The sequence below is a fragment of the Romboutsia sp. 1001285H_161024_C4 genome (genome assembly GCF_015550185.1).
GTDB lineage: Bacteria > Bacillota > Clostridia > Peptostreptococcales > Peptostreptococcaceae > Romboutsia_C > Romboutsia_C hominis.
In genome coordinates, this window is the sequence record NZ_JADNAJ010000008.1 from 30,413 (window position 1) to 44,235 (window position 13,823).

At 28.9% G+C, this 13,823-nt stretch carries 14 protein-coding genes; 9 read left to right on the forward strand and 5 right to left on the reverse strand.

Annotated elements, in window-relative coordinates:
- Nucleotides 1–68: 68 nt before the first annotated feature.
- On the forward strand, nt 69–1,274 hold the full coding sequence (locus I1959_RS12325; protein ID WP_242977258.1) for a C40 family peptidase: 1,206 nt from the start codon (nt 69–71) through the stop codon (nt 1,272–1,274).
- 63 nt (nt 1,275–1,337) lie between these two features.
- Here the strand turns inward: I1959_RS12325 and I1959_RS12330 are convergent, their stop codons facing one another.
- The gene (locus I1959_RS12330; RefSeq protein WP_092921965.1) at nt 1,338–1,847 is read right to left on the reverse strand and encodes a ferritin; all 510 of its coding nucleotides are present in this window, start codon (nt 1,845–1,847) and stop codon (nt 1,338–1,340) included.
- A gap of 416 nt (nt 1,848–2,263) precedes the next feature.
- Between I1959_RS12330 and pyrB the strand changes: the two genes are divergently transcribed.
- From pyrB to pyrE, 4 genes are read left to right on the forward strand one after another with little or no spacing between them, the layout of a single operon-like run.
- A complete protein-coding gene (pyrB, locus tag I1959_RS12335; protein WP_166506095.1) occupies nt 2,264–3,235 on the forward strand; it encodes an aspartate carbamoyltransferase in 972 nt (323 codons plus the stop codon).
- A gap of 30 nt (nt 3,236–3,265) precedes the next feature.
- Entirely contained in the window at nt 3,266–3,958 is a 693-nt protein-coding gene (locus I1959_RS12340; protein WP_166506094.1) for a dihydroorotate dehydrogenase electron transfer subunit, read from the forward strand.
- Nucleotides 3,951–4,853, forward strand: coding sequence for a dihydroorotate dehydrogenase (locus tag I1959_RS12345; RefSeq protein ID WP_166506093.1), 903 nt, complete (start codon nt 3,951–3,953; stop codon nt 4,851–4,853). Before I1959_RS12340 ends, I1959_RS12345 begins: the two co-directional genes overlap by 8 nt.
- Nucleotides 4,854–4,912: 59 nt before the next feature.
- Complete coding sequence (gene pyrE / locus I1959_RS12350) at nt 4,913–5,497, forward strand: orotate phosphoribosyltransferase (protein ID WP_166506092.1); 585 nt, start codon at nt 4,913–4,915, stop codon at nt 5,495–5,497.
- A gap of 379 nt (nt 5,498–5,876) precedes the next feature.
- Here the strand turns inward: pyrE and I1959_RS12355 are convergent, their stop codons facing one another.
- On the reverse strand, nt 5,877–6,770 hold the full coding sequence (locus tag I1959_RS12355) for a LysR family transcriptional regulator (RefSeq protein ID WP_166506091.1): 894 nt from the start codon (nt 6,768–6,770) through the stop codon (nt 5,877–5,879).
- A gap of 173 nt (nt 6,771–6,943) precedes the next feature.
- On the opposite strand from I1959_RS12355, the gene I1959_RS12360 reads away from it, so the two are divergent.
- On the forward strand, nt 6,944–7,996 hold the full coding sequence (locus I1959_RS12360; protein ID WP_330615183.1) for a YeiH family protein: 1,053 nt from the start codon (nt 6,944–6,946) through the stop codon (nt 7,994–7,996).
- 82 nt (nt 7,997–8,078) lie between these two features.
- Here I1959_RS12360 and I1959_RS12365 read toward each other — a convergent pair whose 3' ends face one another.
- From I1959_RS12365 to I1959_RS12375, 3 genes are all read right to left on the reverse strand, one after another.
- Nucleotides 8,079–9,338: a cation:proton antiporter gene (locus I1959_RS12365; protein ID WP_195238478.1), complete on the reverse strand. Its 1,260-nt coding sequence runs from the start codon at nt 9,336–9,338 to the stop codon at nt 8,079–8,081.
- Nucleotides 9,339–9,512: 174 nt separating this feature from the next.
- The gene (locus I1959_RS12370) at nt 9,513–10,166 is read right to left on the reverse strand and encodes a deoxynucleoside kinase (protein WP_195238480.1); all 654 of its coding nucleotides are present in this window, start codon (nt 10,164–10,166) and stop codon (nt 9,513–9,515) included.
- The gene (locus I1959_RS12375; RefSeq protein ID WP_092921995.1) at nt 10,154–10,822 is read right to left on the reverse strand and encodes a deoxynucleoside kinase; all 669 of its coding nucleotides are present in this window, start codon (nt 10,820–10,822) and stop codon (nt 10,154–10,156) included. The genes I1959_RS12370 and I1959_RS12375 overlap by 13 nt, the downstream gene beginning before the upstream one ends.
- 175 nt (nt 10,823–10,997) lie before the next feature.
- Here I1959_RS12375 and I1959_RS12380 point away from each other — a divergent pair, with 175 nt between their 5' ends.
- The 3 genes from I1959_RS12380 (at nt 10,998) to I1959_RS12390 (ending at nt 13,819) form a co-directional block, all read left to right on the forward strand.
- The gene (locus I1959_RS12380; protein ID WP_195238485.1) at nt 10,998–11,873 is read left to right on the forward strand and encodes a DNA-3-methyladenine glycosylase family protein; all 876 of its coding nucleotides are present in this window, start codon (nt 10,998–11,000) and stop codon (nt 11,871–11,873) included.
- Nucleotides 11,874–11,889: 16 nt separating this feature from the next.
- Nucleotides 11,890–13,380, forward strand: coding sequence for a cardiolipin synthase (cls, locus tag I1959_RS12385; protein WP_195238487.1), 1,491 nt, complete (start codon nt 11,890–11,892; stop codon nt 13,378–13,380).
- Between the two features lie 154 nt (nt 13,381–13,534).
- Nucleotides 13,535–13,819: a co-chaperone GroES gene (locus tag I1959_RS12390; protein WP_092922004.1), complete on the forward strand. Its 285-nt coding sequence runs from the start codon at nt 13,535–13,537 to the stop codon at nt 13,817–13,819.
- Nucleotides 13,820–13,823 lie beyond the last annotated feature (4 nt).

The window sequence follows — 13,823 nt, forward strand, 5'->3', positions numbered from 1 at the left end:
TTTTATCCGTATAAGTTTCACGTAAAAAGTAACCATAAATTATGGTCAGTTTTTGGAGGAGAAATATTATGAAAAGGAAAATATTAGTACCAATGTTTGCATCAGTTGTAGCATTATCAATGAACTCAGTTGCCAATGCAGATGAAAAAGCAAACGTAGAACAAAAAGAAGATAAACAAAATACTTTAAAATTAGATGAATTTAAAGATGTTTCATATAAAGTTGCAACTGTTAAAGATGGAGTAGCTGTAAAGATAAGAAAACAAGGTGAAGTTAAAAAAGTAGCTTACACTGGAGAGGAATTTAAAGTTTTAGGTATTCAAGGTGAGTGGGTAAAAATATCTGACAATGGTGAAGACGGTTGGTTACCAAAAAGATTTGTAGATATAAAAGAAGCTCATGGGTACACTACTGAAAACAAGGTAAACTTTAGAAAAGAAGCAAATACAGACTCTGATATAATAGATGAGTTAGATTTAGGAAGTTCACTTAAAGTTTTAGAGGACAAGGGTGAATGGGTGAAAGTTAAAAAAGGTGAAGATGAAGGGTATGTTAAAGCATCTTATATTTCTGATCAAGCCCCAGTTATAGAAGAACAAGTTGCTCAAGATAAGCAAAATTTAAATGATGCAGCTGTTGATACTAACGTAAGCAATAACGATACAGATAATAATGATGTAAATAATAATACAAATAATTCTTCAAGCACTAGCATGAATACTAACTCAAATAGCAACGCAAATAATTCTTTAAACACTGATAAAAATGCTAACTCAAACAGTAGTACAGATAGTGAATTAAATACAATAAAAAAACCTAGTTCAAATGAAAACAATGTACAAGCTGACAAGATAACTCAAGAAAAAAATGATTCTTACAATCCACCAGCAAGTAATACATCAGCTGCTCAAGCTGTAGTTAATTTAGCTTATGCTAAGTTAGGGTCACCATATGTTTGGGGTGCAGAAGGTCCAAATAGCTTTGACTGTTCAGGTCTTACATCTTATGTATATAGAAATGCAGCAGGAGTATCATTACCAAGATCGTCAAGTGCTCAAGCTGGATACGGACAAACTGTAAGTAGATCTAATCTTAAACCAGGTGATTTAGTATTCTTCTCAACTAATGGGACTGGAAATGTAAGTCATGTTGGAATATATGTAGGTGGAGGAACAATGATTCACTCGCCTAAGCCAGGTAAAAGTGTTGAAACAGCGAATATAAACTCATCTTACTATTCATCAACATTTGTTACAGCAAAAAGAGTTTTATAAATAGATTTTGATAAAAAATATTACTGGAATTAATAATTCCAGTAATATTTTTTTACTTAGATTTTAAGCATTAGTAGGAGGTGTGAAAACTCTAGTTGATAGCTCTTCATCTAGCATATATAAAGCAGCTGTATTTCCTTCACATCTTCTAACTTTTTTAAGAAGAGAATTAAAGGTATTTTCTTCTTCAACTTGTTCATCTATAAACCACTTAAGGAAACTTATAGTAGCATGTTCTCTTTCTTCGTTAGCAGTATCTGCAAGTTCATAGAATCTACTAGTTACAACTTGCTCATGGTTGTATCCTCTTTGGAAGGCATCTAATATATTCTCATAATCATTTTCTGGTTTAGCTATTTCTTCTAATTTAACCATACCGTTTTTTTGGAATATGTAATCATATAGCTTCATTGCGTGGAATAACTCTTCTTGAGCCTGAACTCTAAAGAAGTTAGCAAAACCACTTAGGTCAATAGATTCTGCATATGCTGCCATACCTAAGTAAGTATAAGAAGAGTAGAATTCAAAATTAACTTGTTCATTAAGTTGAGAAAATAATTTTTCGCTTATCATATAAAATCTCCTTTCTAATTTATATCTAATTAAAAGTTTAGCATAACGATTGATTTATATAAACAAAATTTTCCATATACTTAAATACATCTGTTGAAGTCTAACTAATAAATATCTTTATTAAGAAATCTAATACCAATTTATTTTAAGTAAAATAAACTAAAAATATAACATAGGAAAAATTAATTAAATTATACTTTAGGAACTGATCAGTTTAATTTATTTTTAAAGTAATCATCATTACAATTACTTTAAAAATAAATTAATACTTAAAACTAGGAAATAGTGTCATTATATTTGTTGAAACAATAATTATGGAACATATTGACATAAATATTAAAAGGTGCTAGAATTCAATCAGAAATAAAAATGCTTTTAAATTCAGTCCAGAGAGGCTGACAAGGAGGAAAAATAAAATGTTATTAAAAGGAAGAAATTTAGTCCAACCAGAAGACTTTTCAATACAAGAAATAGACGAGATACTATCTTTATCTCAAAATATAATAAACAATCCAGCAAAATATTCCCGTGTATGTGAGGGAAAATTACTCGCAACTTTATTTTATGAACCATCAACAAGAACAAGATTAAGCTTTGAATCTGCCATGCACAGACTGGGCGGAAGTGTAGTAGGTTTTTCAGAGCCAAATTCATCATCTGTATCAAAAGGAGAATCTCTAGGAGATACAATAAGGACAGTATCATGTTATGCAGATGTGATAGCTATGAGACATCCAATAGCAGGTTCAGCTAATGAGGCAGTAAAGTATGCGGAAGTACCATTTATAAATGCTGGAGATGGGGGAAATCAACATCCAACTCAAACACTTACAGATCTATTAACAATAAAATCTCTTAAAGGAAGTTTAGAAAATCACACTATAGGATTATGTGGAGACTTAAAAAATGGAAGAACAGTACACTCTTTAGTAAAAGCAATGGCTAGATACAAGGGAACTAAGTTTGTATTCATTTCTCCAGATGAATTAAAGATGCCACAATATATAAAAGAAGAAATACAAAATCAAGGTCATGCTTACTATGAAACTAATAACTTAGATGAAGTTATTGGAGGATTAGATATACTTTATATGACAAGAGTTCAAAGGGAAAGATTTGAAAATCAAGAAGAGTATGAAAAGCTAAAAGACTACTATATACTAAATAAAGCTAAAATGGTGAATGCATCAAAGGATATGCTAGTAATGCATCCATTACCAAGAGTAAATGAAATAAATATTAATGTAGATGATGATGAAAGAGCTGTATATTTTAAACAAGCAAAGTACGGAATGTTTGTAAGAATGGCTCTAATAATGAAATTACTAGGGATAAAAAATAATGTAGATGTATTAGAAAGAGAATTAGAGTTAGTACAAAATCTTTAATTAGCATATGACAAATGAGGGGAGAATCACATGTATAAAGTTATTGAAAATAGATATGTAGGCGAAGGAATGTACCTTATGAAGGTAGAAGGCAAATTTGAAGGTAAAATGGGGCAGTTTTATATGTTAAGGGCATGGGATAAATACCCATTACTTTCAAGACCTATAAGCATTCATGATATAGATGAAGAAGGAATAACATTCTTATACAAAGTTGTAGGGGAAGGAACGGAAATATTAAGCAAATTAGAAGTAAATGATACTATAAAGCTAGAAGGGCCATACGGAAAAGGATATGAAAAAGTAGAAGGTAGAATAGCTTTAGTAGGTGGAGGGATTGGAGTAGCACCATTATACTTAGTAGCTAAGAACCTAGATAACTGCGATGCATATTTAGGATTTAGAAATGAAGCTATACTAAAAGAGAAGTATGAAGAAGTTTGTAATGATGTTTATATAGCAACAGGAAATACATTTGTAACAGATATACTAGATGTAAATAAATACGATTACATATTAACTTGTGGTCCAACACCGATGATGGAAAAACTAGTTAAAATGACAGAAGGTACGAGTACTAAAATAATGGTATCATTAGAAAATCATATGGCTTGTGGGGTTGGTGCATGTTTAGTATGTACTTGTAAAACTCAATTTGGAAATAAAAAAACATGTAAAGATGGGCCAGTATTCTGGGGAGAGGACGTGATATTTAATGGCTAATCTAAGAGTGAAATTCGGTAAAATTGATTTTAAAAATCCTGTTGTAATGGCATCTGGAACATTTGGGTTCGGAAAAGAGTATAACGAAATTTATGATATACAAAAGCTTGGAGGAGTAAGTAGTAAAGGACTTACTTTAGAAAAGAGAGATGGCAACACTGGTATGAGAGTATGGGAAACACCATCTGGAATGATGAATAGCGTTGGATTAGAAAATCCAGGAGTTCAAGGATTTATAGATAATGAATTACAGTTCTTTAAAGAATTAGATTTAGTAAGAATAGCTAATGTTGGTGGTGGAACATTAGAAGATTATATAAAAGGTGTTGAATTATTAAATAATCAACCAATAGATATGATAGAGCTAAATATATCTTGTCCAAATGTTAAAGCTGGAGGAATGGCTTTTGGAATAAAAAACGAAGTGGCAAGAGAAGTTGTAAGAGAAGTAAGAAGTATAACTGACTTACCTTTAGTAATAAAATTATCACCAAATGCAGAAGACGTAGTAGGAATGGCAAAGGTATGTGAAGAAGAAGGTGCTGATGGAGTATCTTTAGTAAATACATTCAAAGCATTAGCAATAGATATACACAAAAGAAAGCCCGTATTTGACAATGTATATGCAGGATTATCAGGACCAGCAATAAAGCCAATAGCACTAAGAATGGTTCATGAGGTAAGCAAAAATGTCGATATTCCGGTAATGGGAATGGGAGGAATAACAAGCGCTAAAGATGCCATAGAATTTATAATGGCAGGCTCTACATGTATACAAGTTGGAACAGCAAACTTTATAAATCCTAAAATAGGGCTTGAGATAATAGATGGAATAGAAAAGTTTATGGAAGCTGAAGGAATAAAGACTTTAGATGAAATAAGAGGAATATTATAAAGGTACAATTAAATTAAAAGGGAATTATTAAATAAACATAAATTTTGGAGGGCATAAATATGAGTAAAGTAGATGTAATAGAAATATTAAAGAAAAGTGAAGCATTATTAGAAGGACATTTTTTATTATCATCAGGAAAGCATAGCAATAGATACGTTCAGTGTGCAAAAGTATTAAGATATCCACAATATGCTGAAGCGGTATTAAGTACAGTTGTTGAGCAAATAAAAGATTTAAATATAGATTTAGTAGTTGGGCCTGCTATGGGGGGAGTAATAGTTTCTTATGAATTAGGAAGACAATTAAATAAAGAAACAGTATTCACTGAAAGAAAAGACGGAGTAATGGAATTAAGAAGAGGATTTGAAGTTAAGCCAGGTGCTAAAATAATAATAGCTGAAGATGTTGTAACAACTGGTAAGTCTACAATTGAAACTAAAGAAGCTTTAGAAAAGTTAGGTGGGGAAGTTATAGGTGTTGCTTGTATAGCAAACAGAACTAGTCATGATATAGGAATGCCAATATATAGCGCTATAAAATTAGATATACAAGTTCATGATGTAGATGAGTGCCCCTTATGCAAAGAAGGAAATATAGAGTTAGTTAAGCCAGGAAGTAGAGAATTTAAAGAAATAGGAATGTAATATAAACAAAAAGACTAGAGATTAATCTCTAGTCTTTTTATAAAATATTGATATAAGAGTTATCTCAACCAACAAAATTATAAACATAATATAAGATTTATTATCTTCGAATAAATGATATTGCCAATTACTTCTTAAAAATTCATCTATAAAATATAACAAAAATATAGGTGCGAAAAATGAAATGATTATAGAAAATATAACTATGCCTATAACTATGAATATTTTATTTGAATTTTGAATCTATCCACAATTTGACCACCCTTAATAAATTTTAATCAATAGTAGTATACTATGGAACACTTGTAGTAATTTGTCATTTAATGATGTATTTAAATTTTTTTTAGGTATAATATTATGTTTAAAACTACTAAATATACTATTTATTTATATTAGATACATACTCTTTCAACTCATCAATAAATACTTGAGTTACGTTAGACGTAGTTATATTTCTTGGTAAAATTAAAGAAAAACATCTATAGTAAGATTCACCTATATCTATTACTGATATTTCATTATTTTTAACAGCAGGGCTTGTAACAAGGTCAGATATAATAGTTATTCCTATACCATTTCTAACAGCTTCTTTTACTGCATAGTTACTACCAAAAGTAATTATATTTTTAGGAATGATTTTATTATTATTTAAAAACATATCCATAAACTCTCTAGTACCAGAACCCTCTTCACGAGCAATCCAGCTTTGATCTTTTAGCTTATCAAAAGAAAAATTACTAGAATTAAGTTCATATTCAAAAGGTGTAGCTAAAACCATTTTATCTTTTAGGAAATAATCTTGATTAAAATCAGGATATATAGAAGTACCCTCGATTAAGCCTATATCAAAATTAAGATCTTTTAGGTGATTGCATATAACAGTAGTATTTTCTATGAATACTTCAACTATTACATCAGGGTATTTCTTTGAAAAACTAGCTAAAAATTGAGGAAGAAGATATTCTCCTATAGTTAAACTAGCACCAATTTTTATATGTCCTTTAAACGAATTTGAAGTATCTCGAACATCCATATATGTAAGGTCTACCAAATTTAAAATTTCCTTAGCTCTTTTATACAATATATATCCACTTTCAGTTATAAAAATATGTTTTTGTTTTATAGATCTATTTATAAGAACTACACCAAAGTAACTTTCTAAATTTTTTATATGAGTGCTTACACTAGGTTGGGATAAATTTAGGTATTCACCAGCTTTAGTAAAGTTTTTTAATTCTACGACTGAAATAAAAGTCTTTAATTCTTCTAGCAATTTAAATCCTCCAATTCTAAGAAATGTATAGTTTAACTTCATTTGTCTTAATAATTATTATATCACAAATAACTATTAATAAAATTAATGATTATTATTTTTATTATTTATTTTACTTATGCATATTTAGATTGTATACTAAAAACATAAACAACAGAGAAGAGAAAGTGGGTATGATAAATATGGAAACTTCTAATGGATTAATAAAACAAAATAAAAAATTACAATATATAAAAGATATACTACCAGGACTAATAGTATCGGTTTTAATAGGTATAGTAAGTATGATAATTGCTACGATAGTTCCAAAGATTGGAGCAGCAACTATATCTATTTTCTTGGGGATGTTAGTAGGAAATTTATTCTTAAATCAACAAGTATTTCAAAAAGGATATAAGTTCTCAGAAACTGATTTACTATCGTATTCTATAGTATTATTAGGAGCAACTCTAAGTATATCAACTCTAATGGAATTAGGATTTAATGGTATATTATTTATAGTAATTCAAATGGCTATAACTATAATAGGTGCCTTATATATAGGGAAAAAATTAGGGTTTGGAGAAAATTTTAGATATCTAATGGCAGCAGGTAACGCGGTATGCGGATCATCTGCTATAGCAGCTACAGCTCCAGTCATTGAAGCTGATGATAAGGATAAAGGTATAGCTATAACGATAGTAAATGTAATAGGAATATTTTTAATGTTTTTACTGCCATTAATAGCAGATTGGTTATATAATCTTGAACTTGTAAAAACATCAGCTATAATAGGTGGTACATTACAATCAGTAGGGCAAGTTGTTGCAAGTGGTGCTATGGTAAGTGAGCATGTAAAAGATTTAGCTACTATATTTAAAATAGTAAGAGTTATACTTTTAGTAGTTGTAGTATTTACTTTCGGTCATTTAAAAAATAAATCAAATACTGAAATAGTAGAAGAAGAGATACAGGATACTAAAAAAGGTAAAATAAAAGTTCCTTGGTATGTATTAGGATTCTTTATAACATGCGCTTTATTTTCTACAAGTATTATATCTCCAGAGGTATCTCATATTTGTAAACTGTTAAGCAATAAATTAGAGATAATAGCATTAGCAGCTATTGGGTTAAGAGTAAATATAAAAGATTTAGTAAAACAAGGTAAGGCAGTATCTTTATATGGATTATTTGTAGGTATTTTACAAGTAATTACTGCAGTTACTTTAATAGGAATATTATTATAAAAGGGTGTTCATATGAACACTCTTTTATAATGTGAACATCAATTGTTTATTAAGTAAAGTAAGTTTAATCACTCAAATAATACTATAAGTTATGAGATTTATTTTCAGTAGTATCTTCCAATAAGTTGAGTTTTTTAGCTAGAAGCTTAGTTGTACTACCTTGAACTATTAAAGTAACTAGGATAGCCATAAATGTGATAGAAGAGATTATCTCGTAACCAGGGATTTTCATAGTAGAAATTATGCCGCAAAGTGCAGCAGGTATAACTCCGGTTTCTCTCACCCACATCATAAATAACAATTCTTTTTTTGTCCACATTGCTTTTCTGTCTGGGAGAGCACATATTAGAACACAGATTGGTCTTATTATAAAAATAAATGCTAAAACAACTAATAATGATGGTAGGAAATATTTTGATAATACAACTAATTCAACTTGACTGCCTAAAATAATGAATATAGCCATACGACATAAAGTTCCGAGGGTTTCAGCAACATAAAAATCGGCATCGTATGATTTTTGAGAAAGCCAAATTTTGAAATTTTTTTTATTACCTGTAATTATTCCAACTATAAAGCAAGCCATATATCCACTTCCACCAAATTTAGTTGCAATTTCATAAGCTATAATAACTGAAAGGATAGATATTATTGGAGCAAAGTCCTTAAAAACACCATAAGGTTTATCATTGACTAGTTTTAAAAGTACAATACCAGTAATACAACCGACTAAAGAACCTACAATAATCATTATGGATAAATCCCATATATTTTGTGTCAAAGAAAATTTACCAGAAAGTAAAATGGTAACAATTGCAGAAGTCAAAATAGCCCCAGTAGCATCATTAAATGCAGATTCGCTTATAACTGTTTGTGCCACCCTATCTTTAACTTTGATTTTATTAAAAATAGGTACTAATGTCGCAGGATCGGTAGAAGAAATTATTGAACCTATAAGTAGAGCTGTAATAAAAGGAATTTCGAAGTTAAATTTTACAAATTGACTTACTAAAACAGATGAAACAATAACACCTAATGTAGAAAGTAAAAACACAGTTATTTTTACATTTTTTAATATTTTTAAATTAATCTCTTTTCCACCTAAATAAAGTATAAAGGCAGAACCAAAAGTAAGGATAAGTTGTTTTTCTAGTTCAAAATAACTAAGATCTATCATTTCAAGAAAATAGGGTCCTAGCAAAATACCTGCTAGTAAAAATAAAACAACATCAGGTATTTTTAGTGATTCACTTAATTTACTGCAAATAATGCCGGTCATAGCAACAATTGCAAAGGTTATAAGTAAATCATTACTTGCTATAATTTGAATAGAATCTTCCATTTAAAACACCTCATCTTTTAAAATATTAATACTATAAAAATAATATTATTTTTTATAGTATTAATATTTTTGAAAAATGGAACTGTCTAATATTATTAAAATATTATCAAATAGTTTACTTTAAATATATACTGCACTAAAGATTGTCCATATAAAAAAGGAATGTAGTTTACACTACATTCCTAAAATTCTTTTTATTTCATCGCATAACATGTCTACATGCTCTGGATTATTTACTAAATCTACCTTATCTATATTTACATATAGCACAGGTGATTGATCATATTCAGCTATCCATTTTTCATATCTGTTGTGAAGGTTCTTCCAATATTCTATATCAACGGCTTTTTCCATTTCACGACCCCTAAGCCCTATTCTATGAACTATAGTATCTATAGAACCATCTAAGTATATCATTAAGTCAGGTCTTCTAAGGTGAGGAACCATGTCATTAAATAAATCCCTATAAGTTATATAATCTCTTTTAGTCATTTTCCCATTATCATATAAATTTCTAGCGAATATTTCTACATCTTCATATATACTTCTGTCTTGTATATTGTTTAACCCATTACAGTCTATTTCCTTTTGTTGTTTAAATCTTTGGGCTAAGAAATATAACTGAAGGTGGAATCCCCATTTTTTTTGATCTTTATAGAAATCCTCTAAGTATGGATTTCCATCAACCTTTTCAAAATGAGTTTCAAAATTTAATTTTTCACCAATTATCTTTGTTAAAGTTGATTTTCCTGCACCAACATTTCCTGCCACTGTTATGAATAAGTCCCTATTTAGAGGCTTATTACATTGATTTACTAAATTAAACATGCTGTTTCTCCTTCTAATGCCTTTATTGCATTTTCTACTTTATCTATTATAAATTGTCTATCTTCTTCTTTATTTAAGAAATCTAGGTTTGAATTATCTATTTCAATTATCAATGGCTCTTTACCTACAAAGTTATGCTTTATAGATAAAGGGTTAAAATAATATTTATATTCTGTGCTTAGCTCATGTATATAATTTCTATCCATTTGTCTTTCAAAGCTTCTATCTCTCATAGCTATCCTTTTCATTAAGACATCTGTATTAGAGTTTAAGTAGATAACTATATCTGGTTGAGGCAAATCATTTACAAATATATTGTACATTTGCTTATATCTATGGAATTGATTATTATCAAGTGTTATACCAGCAAATATAAGATTTTTTATTATATGGTAATCACTAACAACTCCATGAGACTTATTTAATTGATTTTTTTCTATATCTTCTAATTGTTTTACCCTATTAAATAGAAAAAATGCTTCTGTTTGTAAAGCATATTCTTTAATATCAGTATAAAATTTTGATAAAAAAGGATTCTCTTCTACAATTTCTCTAAGAAGAGTATAACCGAAATGTTCATTAAGTATAGTTGCTAAAGTAGTTTTCCCAACACCGATAGGCCCCTCTATAGCAATAAATATTCCTCTATTTTTCATATGAAATCACCTTCTAAAAATAATATCTTTTGTATTTTATCAGAAAAAAATTTTAAATTCTACTCTAGAATTTTTAGGAAAAATTTGATAGATAGAATATAAGAAGATTTAATTTATATAAAATATGGGTAAATTAGTATTATTAAGAATAATCATAAAAAAGGAGTATATATAAATGAAGGTTTATGAAGAAAATAATACAGTAATATTAGAAGGTGTAGCAGATTTTAATCCTAAGCATATATTTGAATGTGGGCAATGCTTTAGATGGCATAAAGAAGCAGATAACTCATATACTGGAGTTGCAAAAGGTAGAGTGATAAATGTATCTCAAAAAGACAATAAAATATACTTAGATAATACAAATTTAAAGGATTTTGAAGAGATTTGGTATAATTACTTTGATTTGGGAACAAATTACACAGATATAAAAAATACTTTAAAAAACATGGATGAACATTTAAATAAGGCATCTGAGTTTGGTTATGGTATAAGGATATTAAAACAAGATGGATGGGAAATGTTGATTTCATTTATAATATCTTCTAATAATAGGATCCCAATGATACAAAAAGCAATAGAAAATCTATCAAGAAATTATGGAACTTATATTGGAAATTATAGAGGTAAGGATTATTATGCTTTTCCAACACCAGAAGAATTAAACAAAGCTTCGCAAGAAGAAATAAGAGCATGTCAGACTGGGTTTAGAGATAAATACATAAAAAGTACAACTGAGAGTGTAATAAAAGATAATGAAAATATATCTGGATATACAAGTTTAAGCACTGATGATTGCATAAAAGAATTAAAAAAATTCAATGGAGTAGGACCAAAGGTAGCTGACTGTATAGCTTTATTTGGAATGCAAAAGTATGATACTTTCCCTGTTGATGTATGGGTAAAAAGAGTTATGCAAGAATTTTATGTAAGTGAAGATATGAGTTTACCTAAAATGAGAACTTATGCTATTGATAAGTTTGGTAATTTAGCCGGGTTTGCACAACAATATTTATTCTATTATGCAAGGGAGCTTGGTATAGGCAGATAAAGATGAGGTAGAAATTATGAGTATTGGAGTTTTTTTGTTTTTAAGCTACTTAACCATATCATATATTGTTGGGGCGATTATTTCTATGTCAATAATACTTGAGAATAGAGATCCTGCTAGAACTGTTACATGGTTACTCATTTTTATATTACTTCCAGGAATAGGTTTAGTTATATATGCTATATTAGGGAGAAATATGAGGAAGAGGAAATTATTTAAAACACAAAAGCTAGCAAGTAGTATAAGAGAAGGAAAGATATTTGAAAATCTAGAGCGAATAGAGGAAATTGCAAATATAGAACAAAGTACAATTAATACAAATCAATTATTAAATGAAAATATAGAAGACTATAGCAAAAAAAGGGTAATAAGTTTACTACTTAATACAGGAAAACTTCCATTTACGACGAATAATAAAGTAAGTGTATATATTGATGGAAATGAAAAATTTAAAAATCTTCTAGAAGACATAAAAAATGCAAAAAATCATATACATTTAGAGTACTTCATTATAAAAGATAGTGAAATAGGAAGAGAATTAAAAGATTTATTAATCAAAAAATCCAATGAGGGTGTAAAGATAAGAATATTATATGACGATGTAGGATGTTGGAGGTTTTGGTTTTACAGAAAGTTTTTTAATGAAATGAAGGAAAATGGAATAGAAATAGTAGCATTCTTACCAGCTAAATTTCCATTGACAGGTGGAAAGCTAAATTATAGAAATCATAGAAAGATAGCTATAATAGATGGGAAAATTGGATACACTGGTGGAATAAATATAGGGGATGAATATATGGGTAAGAACAAAAAGTTTGGATACTGGAGAGATACCCATATAAAAATAGAAGGAACCTCAGTGTATATGTTACAAATGATATTCTTAACAGATTGGTACTATACAACAAAAGAGATAATAACAGAAGATAAATATTTCCCAAGTCCTCAAAGATGTGGTAATAGTATGGTTCAAATAATAGCTAGTGGACCTGATAGTGATTGGGAATCTATACGATATGCTTATTTCTCAGCTATTTGCCAAGCTAAAAAAAGTATTTATATAGAAACTCCTTATTTTATACCAGATGAAAGTATACTTATAGCACTTAAAAGTGCAGCTCTAAGTGGAGTTGATGTAAGGATAGTATTCCCGAAGATAGCTGATCATAAGATGGTCAACAATGCTTCTTACTCATACTTTGATGATATATTAAAGTCAGGAGGTAAAGTCTACTTATATACAAAGGGATTTATACATTCTAAGATAATGACAATAGATGATAAAATAGCATCTACAGGGTCTGCAAATATGGATTTAAGAAGTTTTATGCTTAATTTTGAAATAAATGCATTTATATATGACAAAAAAATTGTAGAAAGAATGAATAAAGATTTTTTTGAGGATTTAAATAATAGTGAAGAGTTAACATTAGAGGAATTTTCTAAGCGAAAATTAGGTAAAAAGGTTAGAGAATCAATAGCTAGGTTGTTCTCGCCTATATTATAAAATTTAACAAAAACTATTGAAAAATATGGGAAGTTAATATATTATAATAATTGTTAGCACTCTAACCTAAAGAGTGATAACAATTATTTTGTTTATAATATATTTCAAATATTAGAATTTTTACATATTTACAATTCATTTAGGAGGGAAAAATATGAAAATAAGACCATTAGCTGACAGAGTAGTTATTAAGATGTTAGAAGCAGAAGAAAAAACTGCAAGTGGTATAGTTTTACCAGGAGCTGCTAAAGAAAAGCCACAAATGGCTGAAGTTTTAGAAGTAGGACCAGGTGGAATAGTTGACGGAAAAGAAATAGTTATGGAATTAAAAGTTGGAGATAAAGTTTTATTCCAAAAATATGCAGGAACAGAAGTTAAAATAGATGGGCAAGAGTACACAATATTAAGACAAAGTGAAATACTAGCAGTAGTTGAATAATAAT